Raw genomic sequence first — 26,757 nt, 5'->3', positions numbered from 1 at the left:
ACAAACATGAATGCCGCCCTACGAATTCGTACGACTGCCATTTTGGCGGCTTTTGCGTTGGCCCTAACCGGCTGCTTCGTTTCACCTGGCAAATTCACCTCTGAGCTGGTGCTAGAGGAAGGAGGCGCATTCAGCTTCACCTATGACGGCGAAATTTTCTTCCTAGGTCTGAGCGACCTAGCCCAGATGGAAGCGGCGGCAGAGGAGTTCGAAGCCGACGAGTGCTACACAGATAACTACGACGTGCGTGATTGCACGGAAACAGAATTGGCTGAGCAACGGGCAGAATGGGATGCGGGCGCGCAAGAGCGCATCGCCAAGGCGCAAAAAGAAGCCGAGGATATGGCGAAGATGATGGGCGGGATTGATCCAAACGATCCGGAGGCGGGCGAAAAACTGCGCGAGCTATTACTGCGTCACAAAGGCTGGGAGCGGGTCGAAATCAAAGGCAACGGCGTTTTCGACGTGAGCTATGTCGCCAGCGGCAATCTGAGCCATGATTTCAGCTTCCCCGTCATCGAGGGTTTTCCCGCCGGCACCACCTTTGTCGAAGTCATCTTACGCGACGAGAATACAGTCAGGGTCAATGCGCCGGGCTACTCTGCACAAGAGGACGCTAACCCGATGAGCGCAATGATGGGCGGCATGATGGGTCTGGCGAGCCTGGGATCATTGGGAGAAAACGCGAACAATATACCCAATATGCCCAGCATGGAAGGCACCTTCACCATCGTTACGAACGGAGCGATCCGGGCAAACAATACAGACGAAGGATCGACAACATCACCGCGCGGCGAAGTGCTGACTTGGGAAGTTGATGGCAGCACACAGAACGCACCGACTGCACTGATCAAGCTGGCCGACTAACACCATCTTTCGAGCAAAGAAAAACCCCGCAGGACTGCTCCGGCGGGGTCATTTTTCTTGCGCGCGGATTGAGCGCGCTTACAAACGTGTTCTTAGTTCACCGCGTCTTTCAAGCCCTTGCCGGCTTTGAACTTTGGCTGGTTCGACGCCTTGATCGTCATCGGCTCGCCAGTCCGCGGGTTGCGTCCGGTCGAAGCTTTGCGCTTTGCGACCGAAAATGTTCCAAAGCCAACCAGACGAACTTCATCGCCACCCGACAATGCTTTGGTGATTGTATCGAACACGCCCTCAACAGCACTGGCTGAATCACTTTTGGACAAGCCGCTTGCATCGGCCACAGCGCTGATCAGATCGTTTTTGTTCATTCTTAGAGAACCCCTGTTTCTCGAATTCAAAAAATATACTCGAAAGTTTTCCCTCTTGGGACGGGCAAATTGAGACGTTTTTACCCGCGCTGTCAAAGGCAAATCGCGCAGAAAAGTGCCATTTTTCGAGAATCTGGCACCATTTACGATAAACTGTGCCGCATTGGCGCAGAGCTAAGGGTCAAGGTCACCGGATTGCGTCACAAGGCGCGTCAGCGCCCGGCAATTTGCACTGCCGAGTCGCTGCGCTGCACCATGTAATTGCTCAATGCGCTGTTGGCGCGCCATGTCCGCTGATCGCTGGCGGCACCGGCTGGCTGGCCAGATCGTCCGCCTCTGTCCACTCGATTTCTTCGAGCGCGTCAGTCAGCGCCCGTTCCAGAACCTGATCGACATGGCTGACCGGAACGATCTCCAAGCCTTCCTTCACATTATCGGGAATCTCCGCCAGATCCTTCACATTCTCTTCAGGAATGAGGACAGTCTTGATCCCGCCACGTAGCGCTGCGAGCAGTTTTTCCTTCAGCCCGCCAATCGGCAACACGCGACCTCGCAATGTGACCTCGCCGGTCATCGCGACATCCGGACGCACCGCAACGCCGCTGAGAGCAGACACGATCGATGTCACCATGCCGATACCGGCGCTTGGCCCATCCTTTGGCACCGCACCTTCAGGCAAGTGGATGTGAATGTTGCGTCGCTGGAAGATCGACGGCTTGATCCCGTATGCAGGCGCACGCGCTTTTACGAAGCTGAACGCAGCCGCAATACTTTCACTCATCACATCGCCCAACTTGCCGGTCGACTTGATCTCGCCTTTGCCAGGCGTGGTCACGCTTTCAATGGTCAGCAGCTCACCACCAACCGACGTCCATGCCAGGCCGGTCACGACACCAACCTGCGCTTCTTCTTCCGACATGCCGTGCTTGAATTTCCGAACACCTGCGAAGTCGCCAAGGTTTTCGGGTGCGATCGTGATGCTGGTGGCTTCTTTTTCAAGGATCTTGCGCAAGCTCTTGCGCGCCAGCCGTGCGATTTCACGCTCTAGTGTCCGAACCCCGGCTTCGCGCGTGTAATAACGGATCAGATCGCGCAATCCTTCTTGCGTCAGCTCGAACTCGCCATCTTTGAGGCCGTGATCCTTTATCTGCTTAGGCAGCAGATGCCGCGTAGCGATTTCTACCTTTTCGTCCTCGGTGTAACCTTCCAGACGGATGATCTCCATCCGGTCTAGCAAGGGCTGCGGGAGATCCAGGCTGTTCGCGGTGGTAACGAACATGATGTCGGAAAGATCGAGGTCCAGCTCCAGATAATGGTCTTGGAATTTGCTGTTCTGTTCAGGATCAAGCACCTCAAGCAGCGCTGATGCGGGATCGCCACGGAAGTCCTGGCCAAGCTTGTCAATCTCGTCGAGCAAGAGGAGCGGGTTCGAACTTTCTGCCTTTTTCAGATTGTTGACGATCTTGCCCGGCATCGATCCGATATAGGTACGGCGGTGGCCGCGAATTTCCGCTTCATCGCGCACGCCGCCCAAGGATTGCCGCACGAACTTGCGCCCGGTCGCCTTGGCAATCGACTTGCCCAGAGATGTCTTACCAACACCCGGAGGGCCGACCAGACACAGGATCGGGCCTTTCAGCTTGTTGGTTCGCGCCTGCACAGCAAGATATTCGATGATCCGGTCTTTGACCTTTTCCAAGCCGTAATGATCCGCATCAAGCACTTCCTGCGCCTGCGAAATGTCCTTCTTGATCTTGGTCTTCTTGCCCCATGGCAAACCGAGCAAAATATCAAGGTAATTGCGGACGACAGTCGCCTCAGCGCTCATCGGCTGCATGCCCTTGAGCTTCTTCAGCTCTGCCTTGGCCTTGGCCTTCGCTTCCTTTGAAAGCTTGGTCTTTTCGATCTTCTCGGTGAGTTCGGCGATTTCGTCGCCATCTTCGCCGTCTTGCCCGCCCAGTTCGCTCTGGATCGCCTTCAACTGCTCGTTGAGGTAATACTCGCGCTGGGTCTTTTCCATTTGGCGCTTCACACGGCCGCGTATTTTGCGTTCGACCTGAAGGACTGACAGTTCGCCCTCCATGAAGGACATAACCATCTCAAGCCGCTTCAGCGGACTGACTTCAGACAGCAATGATTGCTTGTCCGATACCTTGGCAGTTATCGCGCCTGCGATATTGTCGGCCAGATCACCCGCATCCTCAAAATCACCCAGCTCCACGCTCGCGTTATCGCCCAACTTCGAGTTGAGCTTTGCATACTCGGTAAACTGCTCTGCAACTTGACGCATCAGGGCGGTGACTTCGCTGCCAGACAGCGACTCGTCTTCGATCACCGTGACTTCGGCCATTACGTGGCTGTCATGGCCATGGAGTTTCTCCAGCCGTGCCCGGGCCTTGCCCTCGACCAGAACCCGGACTGTGCCATCGGGGAGCTTGAGCAGCTGCAAGACCTGCGCAACAACACCCAGGTCATACAGATCATCTGCTTCAGGGTCATCACACCCAGGCTCAAGCTGCGCGAGCAGAAAAATGTCCTTGCTCACTTCCATCGCCGCTTCGAGCGCAGCAACAGATTTGTCGCGTCCAACGAAAAGCGGCACGACCATGCCCGGAAATACGACAATGTCGCGCAGGGGCAGTAGGGGGAATTGTTGTGTCATATAATCCTATCCCGCGCCGTTTGGGCGCACCTTTGTGTAGGAATATGGGTAGCGTAGCGCAGGCTCGCAATGGGCAATACGGCATCTCTTGTGGATGCAGGCGATCGCCTGTGGATCAGTTGTGGTAAGGGCCCGGTAATTGCGGATACGCACCACCGCTTTTGTCTAGCACACGTTCGACGAACTCCCGCGCCAAAGTGGTTTGTCGTTGGTCAACCGAGAGAAAGACTTTGCCCCGCCTGATCTGGCGGTCGTAATACTCTGCCATAGACCCATCTACATCGTGGTCAGTAAGCATCTTGGCTACAGCGCCACCTGTCGCACCAATGATACTGGATACCGATGCAACCCATGGAATGGCTGATGCGGCTAGCACGCCCGACGCCCGCCGCCGCCAAAGGCCCTACCCCCGGCACAAACAGAAACGCCACACCAAGCAAGGCACCGGCAATACCAGCGCCGGCGACGGCGCCAGTGATACTCATCGAGCTATGTCCCTCAGGCCATTTCGATTCCGGGTCACCAAAATGGCTTGCACGGCAAAGCAATGAAATCGCGGCTGGCGAGATCCCTTCATGATGCAATGCTGCAATGGCGGCTTCTGCTTTGCCGCGATCATCGAAGATTGCCGTCACGACATGCTCTGTAATCGCGCGCTCCTTTGCGATGGCATCGCGAAAGGCGGTGGCAAACCTTTCACGCTCGGCGTCGCTGCGAAAGATGACGCGCAATCCAGAGCTATCGTGCAGTTTTTGTACGCTCGGCGAGGCCGCCGGCTGAAACAGCGTCCGCAGCAACATGTCCGTAGTTGTGGGGCGCAATACCTGATCTGTCCCGCGATTGATCCATTCGACCGATTGTGGGTGCGGGTGATCGTCGGCGAGATAATTCACCGCAACCAGTTCTTCCGCCTTAATCACTTACGCAGGCTGCAAAATGTCGCTCGCTTCTTGGGCAGTGCCTCAAACATTGCGATAGTTAGCATAACAATCTTGCGATAGTATTATTCCGCCAAAATCAGGTCCGGAAGCTCGGGTCAATCCGGTCGAGTTTTCGAAGCAATGCTGGCCAAGCAAGCCCGTTCGCAATCATGCCAATGCCTGCTGGCGGAGTTTGTGCCTTAACCTTTTCCGGCGTGCCTTGCGGCGGATTGTGAAGTCCTTCGCGGCCAGCGGAAAGCATCTTAACTTGCGCATCGCAGGCGCGCTCGATGAAATATAGGCGCAGGAAACACTCGCCAACCGTCTTGCCGATTGCGAGTGTGCCGTGATTGCGCAGGATCATGGTGTGCTTGTCGCCCATATCCTCGACCAGCCGGTCGCGCTCTTCAAGGTCCGTCGCAATGCCTTCGTACTCGTGATAGGCGATATCGCTGCGCGCGATCATTCCGGTCTGCGTATGCTCCATCAGTCCATCGGCCATCGCACTGACTGCCTGACCCGCTGGAGTGTGCAAATGCATGACCGCATGCGCAGCCTCGCAGTTCATGTGGAGTGCTGAGTGGATCGTGAAGCCCGCAGGATTCACAGGGTGCGAAGTCGGGATCACTGGTTGCCCCTCGACATCGATCTTCACCAGCGAAGACGCTGTGATTTCCTCGAACATCATGTCGTAGGGATTGATCAGGAAATGATGTTCCGGCCCGGGCACTCTCGCAGAGAGGTGCGTAAAGATCAGATCATCCCAGTCATACAGGGCGACCAGGCGATAGGCTGCCGCGAGATCAACCCGGACTGCCCATTCTTCGTCACTAACCTGTCCGCGTACGTCCGCGTCATTGCCAGCACCCGTATCGTTCATCAGTGTCGCCATGATGTCTCTCCGAAATTCCGTTTCATCGCGCCACTAGCACGATTTTTGAAGATCACATACCTGGCAAATTGAAGCCCGGGGGCAAGCCCATGCTACCCTGCATCTTCTTCATTTCCTCGTTGGAAACACGGTCAGCCTTGTCGCGTGCATCGTTGAACGCCGCAGTCAAAAGATCTTCGACTATGTGTTTTTCTTCGGGCTTCATCAGGCTGTCATCAATTGTAACGCCCAGAATGCGGCCCTTGGCACTGGCGCGAACTTTCACCAACCCGCCGCCAGACTGACCTTCTACCTCGATCCCGTCGAGCTTGGCCTGCATGTCATTCATCTGGGTCTGGATCGTCTCGGCCGCCTGCTGAGCTGCCTGGATCATTTCTTCCATCGATTTCATGATCGTTACCTATTCCATTTGCTGCCGCCCGCTTGAGCGACTTTGTCTTCATCTGCGAGCAACCGGGCATCTGGAAATGCCTCAAAGGTCGCCTTGACCATAGGATGCTCGCGGATTTCTTGTTCCTTGGCCAATTTGGTGGCTTCTTCCTGCTCGCGCAAGGTCGGCGCGCCAACACCCTGGCCGCGCTCAACCTGCCAGCGGCTGCCTGTTACTCGGTAAAGGCAATCGCGCAGTTCAGCGCCCGGGTCTTCGCCCAATCCATCTTTCACCGAATAGACAAGCTTATTCGGAGCAAGCTCGTTCACCCGGATCCAGTCTCGCATAATCTGCGCGATCCGCAATTGGCCAGCATCATCGATCTGCTGCACCAGCGTGCCCCATTCGACCGAGGCTTGCGCAGGCGCCGTTCCACTTGCATTCGCTCCATCGCCAGATGCGGCTGTTGCGGCAGTGGGCGCGATACCCTTCTCCGCAAGCTCTTCCAGCTTTTTCGAAAGTTTGCCTGGATCTGGCATCTCCGCTGCGTGCATCGCCCGCAGCAATGCCATTTGCGCAGATACCAGCGGATCAGGCGCATTACGCACTTCCTCATGGCCCTTGAGCAGCAATTGCCACAACCGGTGCAGCTGTGCGGGAGACAACCGTTGCGCAAACTCGCCCAGCGCAGCGCGTTCTTCGGCGGTAGGCACGTCGGGCTCACCACCCGAAACCTGCGCTACTGTAACGCGGTGCGTTAGGTCCATCAGCGCTCGCATCAGAGCCAGCGGTTCAACGCCCAATGCGTATTGCTCTTCGATCGCCGCCAGCAAAGCTTTGGCATCGCCTTCGAGCAAATGCCCGAGAACTCTCCGCTGCGCGCCCTTATCAGCAAGGCCCAGCATGTCGCGAACTTTCGCGGCTGTGACCTTGCCGTCTGTATCCATGTCCGCATGCGCAATCGCTTGGTCAAGAATGGACAGGCCATCCCGCACAGAGCCCTCGGCGGCAGCGGCAATGATATGCAATGCTTCGTCTTCGGCAGGAACGCCTTCCTTTTCGCAGATCATCGCGAAATGGCTTTGCAGAAGCTCAGCCGAAATGCGCCGGAGGTCGAAACGCTGCGTGCGGCTAAGCACCGTCACCGGCAGCTTTTCGACTTCGGTGGTCGCGAAGAGGAACTTTACATGCGCGGGTGGTTCTTCCAGCGTCTTGAGCAATGCGTTGAAGGCATTGCGCGTCAGCATGTGGACTTCATCGATGATGTAGATCTTGTAGCGAGCCGAAACGGCAGAATAGCGGACCTGTTCGATAATCTCGCGCACGTCGTCGACACCGGTATGCGAAGCCGCATCCATCTCGATCACATCAATGTGCCGGCCCTCTGCGATAGCTGAACACGGTTCACACTGACCGCAGGGATCGATCGTTGGGCCACCCTGCCCGTCCGGCCCAACACAGTTCAATGCCTTTGCAATCAATCGCGCCGTCGATGTCTTGCCGACCCCGCGAACCCCAGTCATCAAGAAAGCATGTGCCAGCCGTTCTCGCTTGATCGCATTACCAAGTGTGCGGACCATCGCATCCTGACCGATCAGCTCGCTGAAGGTTTGCGGGCGATATTTGCGCGCCAGAACACGATAAGGCTGGTTTGTGTCCACCGGAGCGGCAGCGGCAGAGGGAGTCGCAGGGTCTGGCAAAGCCGTAGGTGCTCCGGTTGACTCAGCGGTGGGCTCGGGTGCGGGTTCGGGATCGCCAAACATGGAATTTTGACCGGCAGCCTCCAACTCGGCTGCACTTGGCTTTCCAGCCTCTTCCTGCTCACCAGTGTCCCATGGCGGCGTATCCGTGTTTTCCGGTGAATCACCCATGCCCACTTGCTACGCGTTTGGCGCGGCAATGTCATGCCATGTGACGTCAGAAATGCATGGAAAAGGAGCCGAGCGACCCGCCGCAATTCACCTGGGCTGCTTCCTTCCGGACCTGACCCGGTGAGCGAACGCTAACGTCCACCCGACTCCCGGGCGGGCATATGGCGATGATTCGTCGAAAATTCAACAGCGCAGTTAGCGAGCCGGTATCAGCGAAAGTTGTCCGCGTAAGCTTGTAGCTTGAGCGATTTGGGCGGTGTCGCATGAATGCGCACGGCAATCCCATGCTTCTCAGCGTATTCCTTCGCCGCCTCTTTAGTCGGGAATTTGAGCGAGACCTGCGCCTGAGTGTCGCCGCTGCCCGTCCATCCCATCAATGGATCGGGCCGACGCGCTTCGGATTGCTCGAATTCGAGCACCCAAGTGTCAATCTTCGCCTTGCCTGACTGCATGGCACTTTTTGGCTGCTGATAGATACGTGCGCTCATGGCGAAGCCCTTAATTCAGTTTTCGCTGCGATTGAAGGCGTTTTTGGTCTTCAGACTTGGTTTTTCCACCCACGGCTCGTCGGGCCAGCGGTGCTTCGGATACCGCCCCTTCATATCTTTCTTCACATCTGCCCAGCTGCCACGCCAAAACCCGGGCAAATCTCGGGTCGACTGAATCGGACGGCCCGCCGGGCTGGCCAGCTTGATTAACAGTGGTGTGCGCCCGATCATCGGGTGCTGGTCCAATCCGAACAGGGCCTGGACACGAACTTCAACTGATGGAGCGTCATCGCCAGCATAATCGATCGTGTGACATGTTCCGGCAGGTGATGTGAACTCGCGCGGAGCCAATCGGTCCAACTGTTGGCGCGTGCCCCAATCGAGCTGATTGAGGATGGCTTCAATCAGCTTTCCGCGCGGCACATCGAGATCGCGCCGTCCATACAGTATCGGTCTCAGCCATGTGTCGGCGCTGTCTCGGAGCCTTTGTAGTTCAAGCGCTTCAATCTGTGCGAATTTTCCGCGTGCCAATAGGTCAGCAGGAAGGAGTTCTCCCAAGCTTTCCAACGCCTTTTCCACTAGCTTATCCACAATCGCTTCCGGGTCTGGCGCGGGATCTGGACCACTTGCCAAGGTGATCGCACCAAGCCTCCTTTCTAGCCGCGCCTCAGCACGCTTTTCCTGATTATTCCAGTTTATTACCGAGCGCTTTTCAACCAGATATTGAAGATGCTCTTCGATGTCTTGCACGCTCAGCTCCGCTGCTGCGGCGATCCGCGCGCCCTTTGCCTGACCCTGCGCATCGCCAATAACTATCCACTCCGCACGCGCCAGAGGTGAAGCAGGATCAAGTTGAAAGCCCCTGCCACCAGCCGACAGCCATTGCTCGCCAGACTTGTCGCGTCTTCTCGCGACAAAATCAGGCCGCGCAAATGCGAGGAAAAGTGCTGGATTGCGTGGCTCCGGTTCCGTGCCTGAAATTAACCGCTGCGCTGCCTTTGCCCAGCCCTGAGCAAGCTTGCGCGAGGCTTCTGCGCGTTTACCCCGATCGCCGTTCCAATGGTCCAGGCGCTTAAGCAGATCCTCACCACGACCGCCGAGCCCGCGCTCCTGCACGAGCAGAACCAACTTCGCTGCGTCAAACGCTTGCGAAACCTCCGCTCCGTATAGCACCGCGGCAGCAGCGAAGGGATCTAGGGGCAATGAAGCGATCTGATTGCCTTGCGCAGTTATCCTGCCGTCTTCGTCCAGAGCCCCCATTTTCAACAGCGAAGTGCGCGCGGTGGCAATTGCGGCTTCCGGTGGGGGATCGATCCAGGCCAGGCTCGCAGGGTCAGAACTTCCCCATTTTGCAAGTTTCAGGACCAGAGGCGCCAGATCGGCTGTCTCGATCTCAGCGGGAGCGAACGCTGGGCGGCCAGCATGCCCACCTTCTTCCCACAAGCGGTAGGCCACGCCCGGCCCTTGGCGGGCGGCGCGGCCGGCCCTTTGCGCTGATGCCGCTTGACTGGCGCGGCGGGTAACCAGCCGAGTAGTTCCAGCTGCCTTGTCGAATTCGGCATATCGCGCGAGACCGCTATCGATGACGACAGATACTCCGTCCAGAGTCAGCGAAGTCTCGGCAATGGCTGTTGCGAGCACAATCCGTCGGTGACCGCCCGCATCGCGTTTGATCGCTGCGCGCTGCTGCGCGGGCTGAACTTGTCCGTGCAGTGGAATGATGGGCACATCAGGCAAGCGTGCTTCCAGGTGTTCTCTTGTGCGTTCAATCTCACCGATACCGGGAAGGAACGCCAGCAATTCCCCCTCTGTCTCTCGCCAAGCCTGCATCACCGCATCGGCCATTGCGTCTTCAATGCGCGCATCGGGTCGCGAACCCAGCCATTCAATACGTAAAGGATTCGCGCGCCCTTCACTTTCGATCACTGGTGCGCGATTCCCCAGAAGCTTCGCAAAGCGCGCACCATCTATCGTTGCGCTCATAACCAATATGCGCAGGTCATTGCGCAAGACGGCGCGGCTTTCCAAGGCCAGCGCCAGACCAAGATCGCTGTCCAGATGCCGCTCATGCGCTTCGTCGAACAAGACAGCGGAAATGCCTGCCAGTTCAGGGTCTTCGATGATACGGTTTACGAAGATGGCCTCTGTTACGACCAGAACGCGCGTTTTGGCCGATGTTTTGCTATCCAACCGGGTCACATAACCGACTTTTTCACCAGGTTTCTCGCCCAGTATTTCCGCCATACGTTCTGCTGCTGCACGAGCCGCAACTCGCCGCGGTGAAGTGAGGATTATCTGTCCAGTGCACCAGGCTTCTTCAAGCAGGGCCGGGGCCACAGCCGTAGTCTTGCCCGCACCCGGCGGCGCAACAAGCACCGCAGCGCCAGAATCTGCCAGTGCTGTCGTCAACTCTCCGAGTTTCTCATCTATTGGCAGTTCGAGAAGCATAGCTAGCCCCTGCCACAATCAGACACGCAGGCACAGATTGAAATTTGCTGTTAGAAGAATGTCCCGACCCTGCATTGCGCAAGGTCGGGATTTTCTTTGCTTTGCTAGGCTTGATTAATAGCCGCGCGCGACCGCGAACATCGCCGCTTCAGCCATCGCCGCGCGAGCCTTGCTTTCCGGGAAGATAGAGATCGCATCGATAGCGCGCTGGGCAAAATGACGTGCCCGTTCGCGTGTATCTTCGACCGCATTGTGTCGCGCCATCAGCTCGCGTGCATATGCGAGGTCTTCATCTGAGGACCGGTGCCCCATGATCGCGTTTTTCCAGAACTTGCGCTCATCCTCTCCGCCGCGCGCATAGGCCAGAATGACCGGTAGAGTCATCTTGCCTTCGCGGAAATCATCGCCCTGCTCTTTGCCCATTTCGGTCGCATCCGAATCGTAATCGATCGCATCATCGACCAGCTGGAACGCGACTCCCAGATTGCGCCCGTAATCTTCCAACGCGCGTTCTTTTTCTTCATCGCATTCTGCAACAACCGCACTGATCTGGCTGGCGGCTGCAAACAATGCGGCCGTTTTTGCACCGATGATATGCAGATAGCGCTCTTCACTGGTTTCAATTTGACGTTGCGCTGACAACTGGGAGACTTCCCCCTCAGCAATCACCGCACTGGCATGGCTGAGTATCTTCAAAACCCGCAGGCTGCCATCTTCAGTCATCAACTCGAACGCGCGGCTAAACAGGAAATCACCGACTAGAACCGTCGCTGGGTTACCGAAAATGATGTTGGCTGCCGCCTTGCCACGGCGCAGTTCGCTGCCGTCGACGACATCGTCGTGCAGCAAGGTGGCCGTATGAATGAATTCAACAGCGGCTGCGAGCAGATGATGCCGCGAACCCTGATAGCCAACGAGTTCGGCTCCAGCGAGCGTAAGCATCGGACGAAGACGTTTTCCGCCGCCAGAGATCAGATGGCCGGCGAGTCGCGGAATAAGCGGGATCTCGCTCTGCATCCGGTCGAGAATTACCGTATTCACCGCATTCATACCGTTTGCCGTCAGCGCGAGCATAGGCTCAAGCGATGGCTGTTTTCGGGGAAGCGGGACGACCGTTGCGCTCATGCCACGCCACATGAAGGTCACAAGCGCGCTTGGCAAGGCTGGATTTGATGCTAGCTTTGCAAGTGATGTCCGATGAATCGCAAACCTCGTCCGAACCCGATCGGGTCCTGTCCGCTTACCGCAAGAGCATCGACAATATCGATGCTGCAATAATTCATATGCTGGCCGAGCGGTTTCGCATCACGCAGGCCGTCGGCGAATACAAGGCGAAGGTTACTCTGCCGCCTGCCGACCCGGCGCGCGAGGAGCGCCAGATATCGCGCCTGCGCAAATTGTCCGAAGAGGCTGATCTCGACCCTGAGTTCAGCGAGAAATTCCTGCGCTTCATCATCGAAGAAGTCATCCGTCACCACGAAAAGGCTCGTGGGGCGTAGACAATTGCAATCCTAAGTATTCGTACGAGGGGTGGTGATCAGCATAGATTGGTCACGCCGGTATAGGGATAGGCCATGCCCTCGCCTCCAAACCTTGCCGCGCATGATCTTGATCAACAGGCCCCGCAGCCAAGGCGCGCTGCATAGCGCTTGCGGCTCCATTTGCCAGCGCACCTGACATTCGTCGGACGAAGAAGCTCGTGTCTGATCGAGAACATCTCCCAGACCGGGGCACAGCTGGTTGTCAATGGCGCGCCCCGTAGAGGCGAGGAAGGCCAACTCAAGTGTGAAGACCTCCTGGCATTCTTTCGCACGGTATGGAGTGCTGGCAATCTAGTCGGTGTCGAGTTTGACGAGACGATTCCTCTTCAGACGCTTCTCAATCTGCGCCGCATCAACGACGCTTATTCGGACTTCCACCGCATGGAGGCCAGGTGTACCGCGCGTCGCTGGGTGGCTGGCGAATTGCGCTAATCTGCAACTGTCGCCGCGCGTGGGAGCGATAACCGGACCAGCAATCCGCCCAAGTCTTCGCTTTCGCCAAGCGTTACGCTGCCGCCGTAGATCTCTGCCACGTCACGCACAATCGCCAGGCCGAGACCCGTACCGGGTTTGCCAGTGTCGAGCCGAACCCCGCGATCAAAGATGCGCTCTCTTTCGCCGTCGGGAATGCCCATGCCATCGTCTTCAACCCAAATGATGCTATGGTGGTCATCCGGCTCGGCATCGACAGTTACAAACACACTGCCGCCGCCATACTTCGCCGCATTTTCTGCGAGATTGCCGAGGATTTCATCCAGGTCCTGCCGCTCGATCGCGACAGCAGCTTCCTGATTACCTGCCAGATCGAAACGAACGCCCTGATGAATACGCGTGACTGCGCGCAGGACAGATTCAACGCTCGGCCAAACCTCCGCCCTTGAACGACCGGAAGAACGTCTGCCCACCGCGCGTGCGCGGGCAAGATGGTGATCGACATGGCGTTGCATGGACTTGGTTTCGCGGAAAACAAGCTCATCCAGCTTGGGATCGTGAGCGGTCGCGGCATTTGTCAGCACAGTCAGCGGTGTTTTTAATGCGTGAGCCAGATTGCCCGCATGGGTGCGCGCCTCTTCGGCTTGCCGTTCGGAATGCTCGAGCAACTCGTTGAGTTCCTGAACCAATGGCTGGACTTCGGTGGGCAGCAGCTCGGAAATACTGCTTGCACCAGTATTGCGCAATTTCTGGATCGCTGCGCGAACACGGCGCAGGGGGGACAGGCCATAGCGGATCTGGAACAGTGTCATCAAAAGCAGGCCGAGCCCCAGCAAGGCAAAACTGCTGATCAAAATCCCTCTGATCTCTGCAATCTGGTCGTCCAGCTCATCGGTTTTAGATGCGACCGCGAAGGTCCAGCGAACTTCACTATTCGGCAAGATGACTGAGCGTTCCACCATCCGCAATTGCTCTCCCTCAAACTGAGCGGAATCGTAGAAATGCGCTTCATTATCGAAGTGATCACCCTGCAATTGCAAGGTGCGGTCCCAAAGGCTTCTCGACGGATAGGGTTCATATCCCTCGCCGTTTATCTGCCAATAAAGTCCGCTGTTCGGTTCCAGAAAACGCTGGTCGCCCAGGATGCGATTAAAGAAGACTTCACCCCCCGCTTCAATCTCGGCCGAACCGATCATCGCTGTCAGAATGTATTCCAACTGCTCGTCGAAGTTCCGCTCGACCAGATTGGTCAGCGTGCGATCAAGTGCGATGCCTCCGCCAACCAACAGCACAGCAATCCAGCCAGCCGCGATCAGCAGCATGCGCCGCGCGACGCTGCCCTGACTTACAGGTGCTTCGTCGGATATCGCCCTATGCTCGTGGAGCGTCTGCGGGGTCGTCGAGGCTGTATCCGAGGCCACGGATCGTAGTGATTACCTCTGCGCCAAGTTTCTTACGGATGCGGGTGACAAACACTTCGATCGTGTTCGAATCGCGGTCGAAGTCCTGATCATAGATGTGCTCGATTAACTCAGTCCGACTGACGACCTTGCCCTTGTGGTGCATCAGATAGCTGAGCAGCTTATATTCCTGAGCGGTCAGTTTGACCGGCTCACCATTCAGCGTGACACGGCCTGAACGCGTGTCCAAACGCACGTCACCGGCGGTCAGCTCTGCCGAAGTGTTGCCCGAAGCACGGCGGATGAGCGCGCGCAGGCGAGCGATCAGCTCTTCGGTTTGGAATGGCTTTGCAAGATAGTCATCCGCGCCAGCGTCCAGCCCGGCAACCTTGTCTGACCAACTGTCACGCGCGGTCAGCACCAGCACCGGAAAGCCGCGGCCTTCCTTGCGCCACATGCCAAGCACCGTCAGGCCGTCAATCTCGGGCAGACCAAGATCAAGCACAACCGCGTCATATTCTTCAGTGCTTCCAAGGAAATGGCCGTCTTCACCATCGGTGGAGAGATCGACCGCATAGCCGTTCTGCTCCAGCGTTGATTTCAACTGCTGGCCTAGGGTCGGTTCGTCTTCGACAATAAGAATGCGCATATTTGCCTGCTAGTCCTGGATCAATTGTCGGGAGTGTTGAGCGTTTGCGTAGCCAGCGTCAAGCGCGCGGCGTGATTGTCAACCTGCATTCAGCGAAAGTCTCAGCTCGAACGGCGGATTATGCGGCCAGTGCGCGCATCGACGTCAACATAAGTCACGCGGCCATCCTTGATGAACTTCAGCCTGTATGCGCGCGCCGTGGCATCATATGCTGGTCCAAGGTATTCACTACCGCGCATTTGCGGCAGAACCCGCCGCTCGATCTCGCGCAGAGACAACACATTGCCGGCGTGCATTTCCTTGCGCGCTTCGTTCTGGTCATTTCGCGATTGCTCATGCGCCGTAACCGGAGCTGCAAGACCGGTAGCGACAATGGCAAACGCAGCCAAAAGAGATGCAATCCGTTTCATGGTGCTGTCATGCCTATTCGCGGGCCATTGAACAAGGTGTGAATATGCCGCCTTCCTGCGGTTCAGGAAACGCGCAACCGATAAGCAGTGGTTTGCAAGCCAAGTGCTGCACGCTAGGGCGATGGCAACTGGGAGACACTCGATGCTTAAGTCATTCTTCAGCGCAGCCGCACTCGCGAGCGCTGTAATTGCTTTTTCGGGGCCTGCAGCGGCACAAATGGAACGCGTGCCCGATCGGCCAGCTGGCGAAGGCGAAGGACCATACGATACGCTGCTCATCAAGGGCGCAACGATGATCGATGGAACAGGCGCACCCCCTGAAGGCCCCGTCAGCATCCTTGTCGAGGGCAACCGTATTGCCCGTATCCTTCGCGGTGGAGCGGATATCCCAGCCGATCGCGTAATTGATGCCAGCGGGATGTATATATTGCCGGGGTTCGTCGACACTCACGGCCATAATGGCGATCCATCGAAGGCTCCTCAGCCATCCTATGGCTTTAAGCTCTGGCTTGCACATGGGGTTACAAGCGTTCGCGGGGTCGGTTTCGGGTTTGGTCCAGACGATCCTTCGCTTGATCAGAAGCGCAGAAGCGCGGCCAATACGATCACCGCGCCGCGTCTGTTCGCTTACACTGTTCCGGGAGATGTCTGGCCGAACGGCGCAGTTCGCACGCCTCAGCAGGGCCGCGAATGGGTGCGCTGGATAGCAAACCGGGGCTATGACGGGATCAAGTTCTTCAACAATGAAGACCCCGCCACGCTTGCCGCGATTCTGGATGAATCGGACAAGCTGGGACTCGGCACCGTCGCGCATCTGGGTCAACGCGGGGTAGCCGAAGTCAATGCAAGGGTCGCGACTGAGCTTGGGCTTGACGGTGTCACCCACTTCTATGGCCATTTTGAGAGCCTGCTCGATGGTGCCGCGCTGCCGCAATACCCCGCTGACTACAATTATCTGGATGAGCAATCACGCTTTGCATGGGTGGCAAGGCTGGCCGATCAGGTGGGCGATCCCGGCACCGAGCAATGGAGCGCCTATATCGATCATTTGATCGAAAATGACGCAACGCTCAGCCCTACATTCAACATTTATTCGGCCAGTCGCGATGTTATGAAGGCGCGCAACATGGAATGGCACGAGAAATACACTCTGCCTTCGCTGATGCAATTCTACGCGCCGAGCCTGACCAATCACGGCAGCTATTACCATGACTGGACCAGCGAGGATGAGGTCGCCTGGCGCAATTTCTATCGCAAATGGTTCGATTTGACGCGCGAATTCAAGGACCGCGGCGGGCGCGTGACCGCTGGTTCTGATCCTGGTTATATCTACCAGACATGGGGTTTTGCCTATATCGGTGAGCTTGAGATGCTGCGCGAAGCGGGCCTGACGCCGCTTGAGGTTATTCAGGCAGCGACCATCAATGGCGCGCGCGAGATCTATGAGCCAAAAGGTGAAGAGCCGCCCATGGGTTCGATAAAGGAAGGCAAGCTCGCCGACCTTGTGATTGTGCCCGAAAACCCGCTTGCCAATCTGAAAGTGCTCTACGGCACTGGCCATACGCGCCTCAATCGCGAGACCAATACTCTGGAGACCGTCGGCGGTGTGCGGTGGACGATCAAGGACGGCATTGTGTTCGACGCACGAGCGCTGCTGAAAGACGTGGCCGATATGGTCGAAATGCAGAAGCTGCAAGAAAACGCCATCATGCAGTAACAGCAGGCAGAATAGTAACAACCGCATGCGGTGATGGCTTGCGGGGCGGCGCGCCCTCGCCTACCTGCCGCCCACTATGGCTCAACCACCAATCCTCTCCTGGGAAGGTCTCGGCCTGCAGCAAGGCGGACGTTGGCTGCTGGGCGGTCCAGAACGCGAAGATATCGATCTGCATATCGGTCCGCGCGATCGGCTCGCGCTGATCGGGCGCAACGGGGCAGGCAAAACTACATTGTTCCGCCTGATCAATGACGAGATCGAAGCCGATCGTGGCCAGCGAAAAGTCAAGCAAGGCACGCGCGTGGTTGTGCTGGAGCAAGACCCTGACTTCGACGGTTTTGAGACCTTGATGGACTGGGCGTTGGCGGGCGAGGACGCGCCGGCTGAATATGAGGTCGAAGCGATCGCCGGTCAGTTGGGTATCGACATGACAACCCCTTCCAAAGGGGCAAGCGGCGGCGAGAGGCGACGCGCAGCCATTGCTCGGGCATTGGCGCAAGAGCCAGACCTGCTGCTGATGGACGAGCCGACCAACCATCTCGACCTGAGCGCTATTGATTGGCTCGAAGACTGGCTGACACGCTTCAAGGGCGCGTTTGTTGTCATCAGCCACGACAGGACGTTTCTGAAACGGCTGACCAATGCAACGCTGTGGCTGGATCGCGGGATCATCCGTCATAAGGATGTCGGCTTTGGCGGATACGAGGCATGGGAAGAGCAAGTTTACGCCGAGGAAGCCCGTGCCACTGAAAAGCTCGATACCAAACTGAAACTCGAGGCGCACTGGCTCGAGCGTGGTGTCACCGCACGGCGCAAGCGCAACCAAGGTCGACTTGAGAAATTGTGGCAGATGCGTGCGCAACGCGCTGCAATGATTTCCGGTGGCGGAACCGCCAAACTGAAATTGGCGACCGAAGAGGAATTCAAGTCGAAGTCCGTGATCGTGGCCGAAAACATCACCAAGTATTATGATGGCCGCGCTGTTATCAAACCGTTCAGCCTGCGCATCCAGCGCGGCGACCGGATCGGTATTGTGGGTGCAAACGGTGCAGGCAAAACGACGCTGCTCAAAATGCTGACTGGCGAGCTCGAGCCGGACAGCGGCAGCGTGACGATCTCCAAGAAACTGACAGGCGTGATGATCGATCAGCAGCGCAGCCTGATGGAAGCGGACACGACAGTGCGTCAGGTACTGGCTGAGGGTGGTGACTGGCTCGACGTGCGGGGCAATCGCAAGCATGTTCAAGCTTACCTTAAAGACTTTCTGTTCGACCCCAAGATCGTCGACACCAAGGTCGGCATATTGTCCGGCGGCGAAAAGTCGCGGCTGTTGCTGGCACGCGAATTCGCCCGCAAGTCGAATTTGCTGGTTCTGGACGAGCCAACCAACGATCTCGATCTGGAAACGCTTGACCTGCTGCAGGAAGTGATTGCTGACTATGACGGAACTGTCCTGATCGTCAGCCACGACCGCGACTTCCTTGATCGCACGGTCACGCTGACGCTCGGCCTTGATGGCAGCGGCAGTGTTGATGTGGTTGCGGGCGGCTATGAGGATTGGGAGCGCAAACGCCGTCAGCCCATCACCTCCAAGGCCAAATCATCAAGCACGAAGAAGAAGCCCGATACAACCACGCAAGCCGCGGTGCAAAAACAGTCAAAGCCCGACAAACTGTCCTACAAGGATCAGCGCGATTACGAACTGCTTCCCGCCCGCATCGAAGAGCTGGAAGGTGCAATCGCCAAGGGCGAGCAAATCCTGTCGGACCCCGAACTCTACACCCAGGACCCGCAGAAATTTGCGACCATCAGCAAGGGTTTGGAAAACGCACGCGCGGAAAAGGACGCGGCCGAAGAGCGCTGGCTGGAGATTGCGGAGATGGTTGAGGGGTAAGTTCCAACACGATGGAACAATTGGAACACTGTCCTGGCCCAATAAACCCCACCTTACCGCACCCGATAAAAATCCGCCACACGGTCGAGCGCCAGCTTGAGGACCAGCTTACCGCTTCGTGCAGGCCAACCGAGCTGCTTTTCTGCGTCAGGCAGGCCTTCCCCTGCACACACCACGCGCCAGAGGATGTCCTGCAAACCGCTGCCCGCTTCGCGCAGCGCGCCATCAAAACGATCCTTGGCTGCGATCTGCCGTTCGGTTGCGGTAAGGCCTTGTTCGCCGGTCGTTTTCACGCGCACCGGATCCCATCGCATGGTGACATTCGCGCCCAATTGTGCTCGTTCATAGTCATCGCGCAAACGCTCGCCCGCAACGAACAGTCGCTCGTCAATATGGCCGCGCGCATGGAGCCAGCTGAGCGGAGATTCAGCCAGATTGACAGTGACGGAGCGACGTTTGCCCTTAGCGCCTGATCCACGAACCAGGCCTTCCTGGGTCAATTCCTTCTCCGCCAATATCCGCCGCATAAACGTGTCTCCTGTTGATGAATTGCAGCGCAGGCTTGCAACGCTGAATGGGCTGTAGGAAAGAAAAATCACCAATTAGGTTAGCCCTCAGGAGAGCTGCTGTGATCAATCGCATCCGGGATATCCGCAAAAGCAAGGGACTGACACTGGCCGAACTGGCCGAAGCCTGCGATCCGCCCACGACCCCGCAAACCATCGGGCGGCTGGAAACGGGCATGCGCAATCTGTCGCTGAAATGGATGGACCGAATTGCGGCTGCGCTGGAAGTCGACACGGAGATGATCGTCCGGTCCGAAGACACACCGGCCCCCATGGTCATTGCACAACTGCGCGCGAGCGGACCCGAAGCACTCGCCAAGCCGCGCGAAGCGATGCTCCCGGCTGATATCGCAGGCGAAGGAACGCTGACTGTGCTGAGCGTTGAAGAAAGCGTCGGCGAGTTTCGGCCCGGTGATTTGCTGTGGATGCGCCAGCTAGACGGAGACGATGTCAGCCATGCCATCAATCGCGATGTACTGGTCCCTCGCCCCGGCGGTCGGTTCTACTTCGGTCGCTTGATTGATCGGCGCGAAAACCTGGTAGGCATTCTGCCGCCGGGCACAGGGCAAAAGCAGCAGGTGATCGACAATCCCGCATGGATAGCCGTTGCGGAAATGCTGGTGCGCAAGCTTTGATCGAACGCGTTTATCGACGGTAGGCTTAGGGGCAGGCTCAGGTCAGCCCGCGTGCCTTCTTTTCCTGCAAATCGGCTGCGCTTTCTTGCGGCACAAAGCTGTCAGAGGTTACACCCAGCCAGATCAGTATCGGTGCAGCCATATAGACCGAGCTGTACGTACCGATAAACAAGCCGAGCGTAATCGCGGCAACCAGTCCGAACAGGCTGGCCGGGCCAAAAATCAGCAATGGCAGCAGCGCAACGAACAGCGTCAAACTGGTCATCACAGTACGTGCCAGCGTTTCATTGACGGACAGGTCGAGCAAATCCGTCAGGTCCATCTTGCGGAACTTCTTCAGATTTTCCCGGATACGGTCATAGACCACGATTGTATCGTTCAACGAATAGCCGATGATCGCCAGAATTGCGGCGATGATCTGAAGGCTGAACTCAAGCTGGAAGATCGCGAACATGCCAAGCGTCAACGACACGTCGTGGAACAGCGCGAACAGCGCCCCTGCCCCGAACTGCCACTCGAAGCGGATCCAGATGTAAATCGCCACCGCCAGCATGGCTGCAACCAGGGCGAGCGCAGCATCGTTGCGGAACTCGCCGGAAACCTTGCCCGATACGCTGTCGACGCCGTCGATTCGTACTTCAGGATGCCCGTCACGCATCGCAGCCGTAATCTGCTCTGTCATCATGGCCGCGAATTCCGGCTGCCCTTCGGCCTCTGCCGGCAGTTTCACACGAATCGAAACCTGATTGGGCTCGCCGAAGCGCTGAATCACGGGATCTTCCACCACCTCAAGCGCGCTGACTGTCTGTCGAAGCTCGGCCACGGGCGCCTCAGCTTCCCCGACAAATGTCGCGCGGATTTCCTGACCGCCAGCGAAATCGACGCCGTAGTTGAGGCCTTGGGTGAATACAGCCGCCCAGCTCGCCGCAATCAGCAGCATGCTGACGACAAAAAACGGAATCCGCAGCTTGAGGAATTTGATGTTGGTATCATCGGGGACAAGTTTGAGAAGTCGCATCGGTCAAATCCCCTTATAGACTTAGATCGTTGGGTCGCGCATTGCGCAGCCATCCGGCCACCCACATGCGCGTGAGTACAACGGCGGTGAAGACGCTGGTGAACAGCCCGATCACAAGCACCACGGCAAAGCCACGGACCGGCCCCGTACCGAACATGAACAACAGGACACCGGCGATAAAGTTGGTGATGTTCGCGTCGTAAATCGCGCGGCTCGCCTCTTTATAGCCATTCTCGACCGCGGCTACGACCCGTCGTCCGCGTTTGCGTTCTTCGCGTATTCGTTCGTTGATCAGCACGTTGGCGTCCACCGCAGCACCAATTGTCAGCACAAAGCCGGCAATGCCCGGCAGCGTCAGCGTAGTGTTGAGGCCCGCCATGATGCCAAGCAGGATCATCACGTTGAATACCAACGCAATGGTCGCATAGACGCCAAAGCGGCCATAGCTTGCGATCATCAAGGCGATGACCGCAGCCGAGCCGATCAGCATCGCGAGCATGCCCTTGCGGATCGAGTCTGCACCCAGGTCCGGCCCAACTGTGCGTTCTTCGATAACGGACAGATCGACCGGCAATGCACCAGAGCGAAGCGAGATGGCGAGGTTGTTGGCTGTTTCGGTGGTGAAGCCACCTGATATCTGCGCTGTACCGCCCAGGATCGGTTCATTGAACACCGGCGTCGAAAGCACATTGCCGTCCAGAATAATCGCAAACAAACGTCCGACATTCTGCGTGCTGAGCTGCGCAAAACGCTGTCCGCCCTGTTGATCAAATGTAATCGAAACAACCGGCTCATTCGTTTGCGGATCAAAGCTCTGCTGCGCGTTGATCAGGCTGTCACCGCGAATACCGCCCAACCGTCGTACCGCAACCGAAGTGCCCGCAAACTGCGACGATTCCGCATAGGGGAAGATCTCCGATCCCAGCGGCGCAATGCCTTGCTGGACATCGCTCGGCAAAGCCGATTGGTCGACCATCTTGAATTCAAGCTGCGCGGTTTGACCCAGCAAGGCTTTGAGCTGATCCGGATCGTCCAGACCCGGGACCTGGACCACGATACGTGTGTCACCCTGACGAATGATCGTCGGCTCGCGCGTTCCTAGCGAGTCAATACGGCGCCGGATCACTTCGATCGCCGTTTCCATCGCCTGATCGACTGCTGTATCCAGGCCATCGCCAGTCGGAGCCAGGATCATCTGCTGGCCATCCTCGACCCGCAAATCCCATTCACGAACCAGCCCGGTGCCGTTCATAACCGGCAGCAGCAACTCGCGCGCACGATCAACATCGGCTGGATTGTCGACCATGAAGCTCAACTCGCCGTTGGCGGTCGATACATCGCCAATGCGGATGCGGTTTTCCGGGACCGAACCGCGCAGCGTTGTGCGCACGGTTTCTTCCATATTCTCCAGCCGCTGTGCGGCGACCTGTGCCGGATCCGCTTCAAGCAGAATGTGGCTGCCACCCGCCAGGTCCAGCCCCAGATTGACTGTCGGCTGAGGGAGAAAGTCCGGAATATCGATATTGGTCGAAGCCAAAAGCGTCGGCAGAGCGGCGGCCGCTGCAATTAGCGTGAGGCCCCAGAGCCAAATCTTCTTCCATCTAGGAAAGTCGAGCATCGGTAGAATCTTCCGTCCGTTCAGTCGCGCCTAGGTTTTGCGTCAGTCGTTCGCTGCACTGCCGCCCGGCGGGATGATATCTCCGATGGTGCTCTTGACCGCTTTCACGCGAACACCCTGCGCAATATCCAGCTCCACATAGGTGTCATCCACCTTGTGCACTTTGCCCACAAGCCCGCCGGCGGTGACGACCTGATCGCCCTTCTTGATCGCTTCGATCTTCTGCTGGTGTTCCTTCTGCCGCTTCATTTGCGGACGGATAATCAGAAACCAGAAGATCAGGATCATACCGATAATCGGCAGCCATTGGATCCATGCTGGTGGTGCGTCGACGGTGGCCGCGGCGGCAAGAATTTCGAACATTGGTTTTAAGCCTGTGAGACTGGAATTAAACTCAAGCGGGTTGCCTCAGTTTCGCACCGTATAGTGCGCGACCTCGTCTCCCCATTCACGGTAAGTGGGCGCGGTTAGCAGCAATGCAAGCCGCTCGCAATTGGAACTGCACCAAGTGTGGCGCGCCGTCCACACCCGCATCATCGGCTCAATGACATGTCTTGCAAGCAGCAAGTCCCGCTCCTATAGGCGCGCTTCCACTCGGTTCGGGAAGTAGCGCAGCCTGGTAGCGCATCACACTGGGGGTGTGGGGGTCGCAGGTTCGAATCCTGTCTTCCCGACCAGTGGTTTACCCCTCATAAGTTGGCTTGCACCTCCCCTTTGCGCGCTCTAACCCGCGCGGCTGAGGAGATTTTTCCATGAGCGAGACTTCCGCCCCGTCCAGAATGCGCAGCTGGCTGTTCGCGCCCGGCGATAGCGAGCGCAAGATGACCAAGGCCAGCGATAGCGCGGCAGACATTGTGCTGCTCGATCTGGAAGACTCCGTCTCTCCGGAAAACAAGCCGGCTGCCCGCACGGCGGTGGCCGATTTTCTGAAGACGCGCGAAGACAAGCACCGCATCTGGGTTCGGGTCAATCCGTTGCGCAGCGGAGAGATCGAAGCCGATCTTGATGCAATCATGGGCGCGGCGCCCGGCGGACTTTTCCTGCCCAAGGCGGAAGGCAAAGCAGACGTTGAAGCGCTCGACGCAATGTTGACCATTCGCGAGGCGGAATACGGCATCCAGAACCGCTCGACCCATGTCGCAGCGCTGGTCACAGAGACGCCGAAAGCCATGTTCCATTGCGGCGATTATGAGGGGGCACCGAGGCTCATCGCGATGAGCTGGGGCGCAGAAGATTTGTCTTCAGCACTTGGTGCACGCGTTCAACATCAGGCCGATGGTTCGTACATGCCGATGTACGAGATGGCGCGGAACCTGTGCCTGCTTGGCGCGGTCGCAGCGGGCTGCGCTCCTATCGAAACGGTTATGCCCGAATTCCGCGATCTCGATAAGCTGCGCGAGCGCGCGCTAATGGTGCGTGGCCAGGGCTATCGCGGAATGTTGGCGATCCACCCGGCGCAAGTCGATGTGATCAACGAAGCCTTCACACCCAGCGCGGAGGAGATTGCGCATGCCCGCGCCATTGTGCAGGCGTTTGCTGACAATCCGGGCGCTGGTACAGCTGGTCTGGACGGGCAAATGCTCGATCGGCCGCACCTCGCGCTCGCGGAAAGGCTGCTTGCCGAAGCGGGCGAATAGAGCCAATTTTCCTACATGAACCCATTTGGTTATATCCGCTGTGATTCCAGTTCACAGGAGCATGTCCCATGGCCCTTATCGACGCACTGATCGGCCCCCTCGCCTCGCTGATCGACAAGCTGATCCCGGACAAGGAAGCCCGCTCCAAGGCCAAACTTGAGCAGATCCAGCTGCAAGGCACGCAGGAGATGGAACTGATTGAAGCGCGCCTGCAAGCCATCGTCGCCGAAGCGCAATCGGAAGACCCGTGTACCAGCCGCGCCCGCCCCAGCTTTCTCTACGTCATGTATGCGCTGATCCTGTTCAGCGTGCCGATGGGGATCATCGCGGCGTTCGATCCCGCTGCTGCCAAAGCAATCGGCGAAGGCATGACCGGATATCTGGGGGCGCTACCCGAAGCGCTCTATGTCCTCTTCGGCACCGGATACCTCGGCTATACTGCTGCACGCCAATGGGGGAAGGTAAAGGGAGTTGATAGGTGAGCTGTTGACGGCGCAGGCTATCAAACCACTATCGATCATCGGTTGAGTATCGAAATTTATGCGCGCTTGAAGCGCGTCCGACTAATTGACCAGCGCTACAGTCCGCCCACGCTTTGTAATCGAAGCTATCGCCGAATTCGGCGGCTAGCCACGTCCGCGATAGCTTTGCACGCCTTGTTCCGGCACCCAAAGCCCTTCCGGCGCAGGCCCGGTCTGCCAGAACACGTCGATCGGAATCCCGCCGCGCGGATACCAATAACCACCGATACGCAGCCATTGCGGCTTCATTTCCGCTGCCAGACGCTGGCCAATGCCAACAGTCACATCTTCATGAAACCCGTTGTGATTGCGGAACGACCCCAGAAAAAGCTTCAGGCTTTTCGATTCAACGATCGTCTGGCCCGGCGCATAATCGATCACAAGATGCGCAAAATCGGGTTGCCCGGTCACCGGGCAAAGCGAAGTGAACTCCGGCGCGGCAAAGCGCACCAGATACAGCGTCCCTTCGCGTGGATTGGGCACATAGTCGAGCTGCGCCTTCTCTGGTGAATCGGGAAGATCGGTCTGTTTGCCGAGAAACTGCGGTTTTGGTGTGTCGCTCATGCCGCGCTGTTGCCGCGAAGTGACGCCAAGTGCAAGAGTTTGGCTGGATTGCGATGGGTTCACTCACTATTCAGCGCCGCACCCGCTTGACCAAATTGATAGCTATGAAACCTGCAATTGCCCTGATCCCTTCCCTGCTCGCGATAGCACTGATCAACCCGCCTGCGTTTGCGCAGCAGAGGGTGCAGGATTTTACGCTTACCCCGGTTGGAACGCCAACACCGTCGCCGACGTCCGAAGCAGCAGGCCCGGTCGACGAAGCAGCAGGTGTTGCGATCCCTCCTCGCACGATCAGAGAGCCTTCACCTACGCCCACACCTGCCCCGGCCTCGGTGCAATCACCAACCAGCACACCAACACCAACTCCAGCTCAATTACCTGCGCCGTCACCATCAGCTACGCAGCCAATAGTTGCACCGCGTACCGTACCCAGCAACCCGCTGCCTTCGCAGCCGGTATCGGCAAGCGATCTGAACGCGAGCAATCCGGAGCCTGAGTCAGAGGTGATCACTCCTTCGATAGCGCTGCCAACACCCGAACCTATCGCGCCATCACAAACGGCGGAGGCACCGGTTCTCGCGGGCACACCCGGACTTCCCAATTGGTGGATCTGGGCTGCAGGATTGGTCGCCTTGTTACTTGCAGCCGGTGCAGGAGGTTGGGCATTCGCCAGAAAACGGGCAGTCGCAGGACCGGCTCCGATCGAGCCGCCCATTGTGCCGTCAGCGGGAAATGGCCAAGCAAGTAACGCACCTATCCGCGCAGACCGGATGAAGACCAATATCCAGGTCGATAACATGATGCGCAGCGTCATGATGCTGACCCTCAAATTCCACGTTGAACTCGCCAACCGCCAAGACCGCGCATTGCGTGACGTGCGTGTTCAAGCTGATTTGATCAGTGCGAAGCGCGGCTTGCCGATGGATCAACAAATGGCCAGCGCTCAGTCTTCGCTGGCGGAACTAGGGCAAACCGACCGCATAGGTCCGCATCAGATGGAGACGCTGGGCGGGCAATTGCAGCTGCCGCTGAGCGAGATTGAAGTGTTCCGCCAAGGACAAACCCCGCTTTGCGTGCCTCTTTTGCGTTTGCGGATCGAGGCGGAGGGCATCGAGCCTCATTTTCACACCTTCCTGATCGGACTTGCAGCCTTGCAGCCCGGTGGTCGATTGCAACCACTCCCCCTGTCTGGGCCTCCTGGTGGTTATGATGGGGTGCAGGCCAAGCGGCTTGACGCCTGAGTTTAACCCTCTCGACGCGCGCGCGCATCGC

26 protein-coding genes, 1 tRNA gene and 1 other RNA gene are annotated in these 26,757 nt (G+C 57.7%); 10 read left to right on the top strand and 18 right to left on the bottom strand.

Annotation, left to right across the window (positions count from 1 at the left end; translation table 11 throughout):
• Window positions 1-6 precede the first annotated feature (6 nt).
• Window positions 7-867, top strand: a complete 861-nt coding sequence (locus tag QZ487_RS08990; protein ID WP_296024486.1) for a hypothetical protein — start codon at window positions 7-9, stop codon at window positions 865-867.
• Window positions 868-959: 92 nt separating this feature from the next.
• Here QZ487_RS08990 and QZ487_RS08985 read toward each other — a convergent pair whose 3' ends face one another.
• The 10 genes from QZ487_RS08985 to QZ487_RS08940 form a co-directional block, all read right to left on the bottom strand.
• Entirely contained in the window at window positions 960-1,232 is a 273-nt protein-coding gene (locus tag QZ487_RS08985) for an HU family DNA-binding protein (protein ID WP_118052299.1), read from the bottom strand.
• Between the two features lie 265 nt (window positions 1,233-1,497).
• On the bottom strand, window positions 1,498-3,894 hold the full coding sequence (gene lon, locus QZ487_RS08980) for an endopeptidase La (protein ID WP_296024478.1): 2,397 nt from the start codon (window positions 3,892-3,894) through the stop codon (window positions 1,498-1,500).
• Window positions 3,895-4,181: 287 nt separating this feature from the next.
• Complete coding sequence (locus QZ487_RS08975; RefSeq protein WP_296024476.1) at window positions 4,182-4,814, bottom strand: hypothetical protein; 633 nt, start codon at window positions 4,812-4,814, stop codon at window positions 4,182-4,184.
• A gap of 97 nt (window positions 4,815-4,911) precedes the next feature.
• On the bottom strand, window positions 4,912-5,706 hold the full coding sequence (locus tag QZ487_RS08970) for a class II aldolase/adducin family protein (RefSeq protein ID WP_296024475.1): 795 nt from the start codon (window positions 5,704-5,706) through the stop codon (window positions 4,912-4,914).
• A gap of 52 nt (window positions 5,707-5,758) precedes the next feature.
• Window positions 5,759-6,097, bottom strand: coding sequence for a YbaB/EbfC family nucleoid-associated protein (locus QZ487_RS08965; RefSeq protein ID WP_296024472.1), 339 nt, complete (start codon window positions 6,095-6,097; stop codon window positions 5,759-5,761).
• 5 nt (window positions 6,098-6,102) lie between these two features.
• Window positions 6,103-7,947: a DNA polymerase III subunit gamma/tau gene (locus tag QZ487_RS08960; protein WP_296024469.1), complete on the bottom strand. Its 1,845-nt coding sequence runs from the start codon at window positions 7,945-7,947 to the stop codon at window positions 6,103-6,105.
• Between the two features lie 58 nt (window positions 7,948-8,005).
• An RNA gene (gene ffs, locus QZ487_RS08955) (signal recognition particle sRNA small type) lies at window positions 8,006-8,100 on the bottom strand.
• Window positions 8,101-8,156: 56 nt separating this feature from the next.
• Window positions 8,157-8,435 (bottom strand): ETC complex I subunit, encoded by a 279-nt coding sequence (locus tag QZ487_RS08950; RefSeq protein ID WP_285975550.1) that lies wholly within the window; start codon window positions 8,433-8,435, stop codon window positions 8,157-8,159.
• 15 nt (window positions 8,436-8,450) lie between these two features.
• A complete protein-coding gene (gene hrpB, locus QZ487_RS08945) occupies window positions 8,451-10,883 on the bottom strand; it encodes an ATP-dependent helicase HrpB (protein ID WP_296024466.1) in 2,433 nt (810 codons plus the stop codon).
• A gap of 114 nt (window positions 10,884-10,997) precedes the next feature.
• Window positions 10,998-12,008 (bottom strand): polyprenyl synthetase family protein, encoded by a 1,011-nt coding sequence (locus tag QZ487_RS08940; protein WP_285975553.1) that lies wholly within the window; start codon window positions 12,006-12,008, stop codon window positions 10,998-11,000.
• Window positions 12,009-12,073: 65 nt separating this feature from the next.
• Here QZ487_RS08940 and QZ487_RS08935 point away from each other — a divergent pair, with 65 nt between their 5' ends.
• A complete protein-coding gene (locus tag QZ487_RS08935; protein ID WP_296024462.1) occupies window positions 12,074-12,382 on the top strand; it encodes a chorismate mutase in 309 nt (102 codons plus the stop codon).
• Between the two features lie 150 nt (window positions 12,383-12,532).
• The gene (locus QZ487_RS08930; RefSeq protein WP_296024459.1) at window positions 12,533-12,856 is read left to right on the top strand and encodes a PilZ domain-containing protein; all 324 of its coding nucleotides are present in this window, start codon (window positions 12,533-12,535) and stop codon (window positions 12,854-12,856) included.
• On the opposite strand, the gene QZ487_RS08925 is transcribed toward QZ487_RS08930, so the two are convergent.
• The 3 genes from QZ487_RS08925 to QZ487_RS08915 form a co-directional block, all read right to left on the bottom strand.
• A complete protein-coding gene (locus tag QZ487_RS08925; protein ID WP_296025324.1) occupies window positions 12,853-14,178 on the bottom strand; it encodes a HAMP domain-containing sensor histidine kinase in 1,326 nt (441 codons plus the stop codon). The genes QZ487_RS08930 and QZ487_RS08925 overlap by 4 nt on opposite strands.
• 49 nt (window positions 14,179-14,227) lie before the next feature.
• Window positions 14,228-14,905: a response regulator transcription factor gene (locus QZ487_RS08920; RefSeq protein ID WP_296024456.1), complete on the bottom strand. Its 678-nt coding sequence runs from the start codon at window positions 14,903-14,905 to the stop codon at window positions 14,228-14,230.
• A gap of 101 nt (window positions 14,906-15,006) precedes the next feature.
• On the bottom strand, window positions 15,007-15,315 hold the full coding sequence (locus tag QZ487_RS08915; protein ID WP_296024454.1) for a PepSY domain-containing protein: 309 nt from the start codon (window positions 15,313-15,315) through the stop codon (window positions 15,007-15,009).
• Between the two features lie 142 nt (window positions 15,316-15,457).
• Here QZ487_RS08915 and QZ487_RS08910 point away from each other — a divergent pair, with 142 nt between their 5' ends.
• Window positions 15,458-17,032, top strand: coding sequence for an amidohydrolase family protein (locus QZ487_RS08910; protein ID WP_296024451.1), 1,575 nt, complete (start codon window positions 15,458-15,460; stop codon window positions 17,030-17,032).
• 76 nt (window positions 17,033-17,108) lie between these two features.
• Window positions 17,109-18,926, top strand: coding sequence for an ABC-F family ATP-binding cassette domain-containing protein (locus tag QZ487_RS08905; RefSeq protein WP_296024449.1), 1,818 nt, complete (start codon window positions 17,109-17,111; stop codon window positions 18,924-18,926).
• Between the two features lie 53 nt (window positions 18,927-18,979).
• Here QZ487_RS08905 and QZ487_RS08900 read toward each other — a convergent pair whose 3' ends face one another.
• Window positions 18,980-19,453, bottom strand: a complete 474-nt coding sequence (locus QZ487_RS08900; protein WP_296024446.1) for a DUF6456 domain-containing protein — start codon at window positions 19,451-19,453, stop codon at window positions 18,980-18,982.
• 101 nt (window positions 19,454-19,554) lie between these two features.
• Here QZ487_RS08900 and QZ487_RS08895 point away from each other — a divergent pair, with 101 nt between their 5' ends.
• Window positions 19,555-20,127 carry a helix-turn-helix transcriptional regulator gene (locus QZ487_RS08895; protein WP_296024443.1) on the top strand — a complete coding sequence of 191 codons (573 nt, stop codon included), beginning with the start codon at window positions 19,555-19,557 and terminating at the stop codon, window positions 20,125-20,127.
• Window positions 20,128-20,164: 37 nt separating this feature from the next.
• Here QZ487_RS08895 and secF read toward each other — a convergent pair whose 3' ends face one another.
• The 3 genes from secF to yajC are packed head-to-tail and all read right to left on the bottom strand — an operon-like array spanning window position 20,165 to window position 23,126.
• Entirely contained in the window at window positions 20,165-21,145 is a 981-nt protein-coding gene (secF, locus tag QZ487_RS08890; RefSeq protein WP_296024440.1) for a protein translocase subunit SecF, read from the bottom strand.
• Window positions 21,146-21,158: 13 nt separating this feature from the next.
• Complete coding sequence (gene secD, locus QZ487_RS08885) at window positions 21,159-22,763, bottom strand: protein translocase subunit SecD (protein ID WP_296024437.1); 1,605 nt, start codon at window positions 22,761-22,763, stop codon at window positions 21,159-21,161.
• A 42-nt stretch (window positions 22,764-22,805) separates the two neighbouring features.
• Entirely contained in the window at window positions 22,806-23,126 is a 321-nt protein-coding gene (gene yajC / locus QZ487_RS08880) for a preprotein translocase subunit YajC (protein WP_296024434.1), read from the bottom strand.
• A gap of 237 nt (window positions 23,127-23,363) precedes the next feature.
• On the opposite strand from yajC, the gene QZ487_RS08875 reads away from it, so the two are divergent.
• From QZ487_RS08875 to QZ487_RS08865, 3 genes are all read left to right on the top strand, one after another.
• Window positions 23,364-23,440, top strand: a tRNA-Pro gene (locus QZ487_RS08875).
• 75 nt (window positions 23,441-23,515) lie between these two features.
• A complete protein-coding gene (locus QZ487_RS08870) occupies window positions 23,516-24,400 on the top strand; it encodes a CoA ester lyase (protein ID WP_296024431.1) in 885 nt (294 codons plus the stop codon).
• 68 nt (window positions 24,401-24,468) lie between these two features.
• Window positions 24,469-24,882, top strand: a complete 414-nt coding sequence (locus QZ487_RS08865) for a holin family protein (protein ID WP_296024430.1) — start codon at window positions 24,469-24,471, stop codon at window positions 24,880-24,882.
• A gap of 144 nt (window positions 24,883-25,026) precedes the next feature.
• On the opposite strand, the gene queF is transcribed toward QZ487_RS08865, so the two are convergent.
• Window positions 25,027-25,485 carry a preQ(1) synthase gene (gene queF, locus QZ487_RS08860; RefSeq protein WP_285975565.1) on the bottom strand — a complete coding sequence of 153 codons (459 nt, stop codon included), beginning with the start codon at window positions 25,483-25,485 and terminating at the stop codon, window positions 25,027-25,029.
• Between the two features lie 86 nt (window positions 25,486-25,571).
• Between queF and QZ487_RS08855 the strand changes: the two genes are divergently transcribed.
• Window positions 25,572-26,726 carry a hypothetical protein gene (locus QZ487_RS08855; RefSeq protein ID WP_296024427.1) on the top strand — a complete coding sequence of 385 codons (1,155 nt, stop codon included), beginning with the start codon at window positions 25,572-25,574 and terminating at the stop codon, window positions 26,724-26,726.
• Window positions 26,727-26,757: the final 31 nt, after the last annotated feature.

This window comes from uncultured Altererythrobacter sp., assembly GCF_913057185.1.
In the GTDB taxonomy this organism is placed as follows: domain Bacteria; phylum Pseudomonadota; class Alphaproteobacteria; order Sphingomonadales; family Sphingomonadaceae; genus Erythrobacter; species Erythrobacter rubellus.
The sequence above is the reverse complement of the archived record's forward strand: the minus strand, read 5'-3'. Positions and strand labels throughout refer to the sequence as shown.

Coding starts and splice junctions, on each gene's coding strand:
- queF (WP_285975565.1), bottom strand. CDS start 25,485: ATGAGCGACACACCAAAACCGCAGTTTCTCGGCAAACAGACCGATCTT.
- yajC (WP_296024434.1), bottom strand. CDS start 23,126: ATGTTCGAAATTCTTGCCGCCGCGGCCACCGTCGACGCACCACCAGCA.
- QZ487_RS08905 (WP_296024449.1), top strand. CDS start 17,109: ATGGCTCAACCACCAATCCTCTCCTGGGAAGGTCTCGGCCTGCAGCAA.
- QZ487_RS08940 (WP_285975553.1), bottom strand. CDS start 12,008: ATGAGCGCAACGGTCGTCCCGCTTCCCCGAAAACAGCCATCGCTTGAG.
- QZ487_RS08960 (WP_296024469.1), bottom strand. CDS start 7,947: ATGGGTGATTCACCGGAAAACACGGATACGCCGCCATGGGACACTGGT.
- QZ487_RS08870 (WP_296024431.1), top strand. CDS start 23,516: ATGAGCGAGACTTCCGCCCCGTCCAGAATGCGCAGCTGGCTGTTCGCG.
- secD (WP_296024437.1), bottom strand. CDS start 22,763: ATGCTCGACTTTCCTAGATGGAAGAAGATTTGGCTCTGGGGCCTCACG.
- lon (WP_296024478.1), bottom strand. CDS start 3,894: ATGACACAACAATTCCCCCTACTGCCCCTGCGCGACATTGTCGTATTT.
- QZ487_RS08910 (WP_296024451.1), top strand. CDS start 15,458: ATGCTTAAGTCATTCTTCAGCGCAGCCGCACTCGCGAGCGCTGTAATT.
- QZ487_RS08865 (WP_296024430.1), top strand. CDS start 24,469: ATGGCCCTTATCGACGCACTGATCGGCCCCCTCGCCTCGCTGATCGAC.
- QZ487_RS08915 (WP_296024454.1), bottom strand. CDS start 15,315: ATGAAACGGATTGCATCTCTTTTGGCTGCGTTTGCCATTGTCGCTACC.
- QZ487_RS08920 (WP_296024456.1), bottom strand. CDS start 14,905: ATGCGCATTCTTATTGTCGAAGACGAACCGACCCTAGGCCAGCAGTTG.
- secF (WP_296024440.1), bottom strand. CDS start 21,145: ATGCGACTTCTCAAACTTGTCCCCGATGATACCAACATCAAATTCCTC.
- QZ487_RS08965 (WP_296024472.1), bottom strand. CDS start 6,097: ATGAAATCGATGGAAGAAATGATCCAGGCAGCTCAGCAGGCGGCCGAG.
- QZ487_RS08900 (WP_296024446.1), bottom strand. CDS start 19,453: ATGCGGCGGATATTGGCGGAGAAGGAATTGACCCAGGAAGGCCTGGTT.
- QZ487_RS08935 (WP_296024462.1), top strand. CDS start 12,074: ATGTCCGATGAATCGCAAACCTCGTCCGAACCCGATCGGGTCCTGTCC.
- QZ487_RS08925 (WP_296025324.1), bottom strand. CDS start 14,178: ATGCTGCTGATCGCGGCTGGCTGGATTGCTGTGCTGTTGGTTGGCGGA.
- hrpB (WP_296024466.1), bottom strand. CDS start 10,883: ATGCTTCTCGAACTGCCAATAGATGAGAAACTCGGAGAGTTGACGACA.
- QZ487_RS08985 (WP_118052299.1), bottom strand. CDS start 1,232: ATGAACAAAAACGATCTGATCAGCGCTGTGGCCGATGCAAGCGGCTTG.
- QZ487_RS08950 (WP_285975550.1), bottom strand. CDS start 8,435: ATGAGCGCACGTATCTATCAGCAGCCAAAAAGTGCCATGCAGTCAGGC.
- QZ487_RS08990 (WP_296024486.1), top strand. CDS start 7: ATGAATGCCGCCCTACGAATTCGTACGACTGCCATTTTGGCGGCTTTT.
- QZ487_RS08970 (WP_296024475.1), bottom strand. CDS start 5,706: ATGGCGACACTGATGAACGATACGGGTGCTGGCAATGACGCGGACGTA.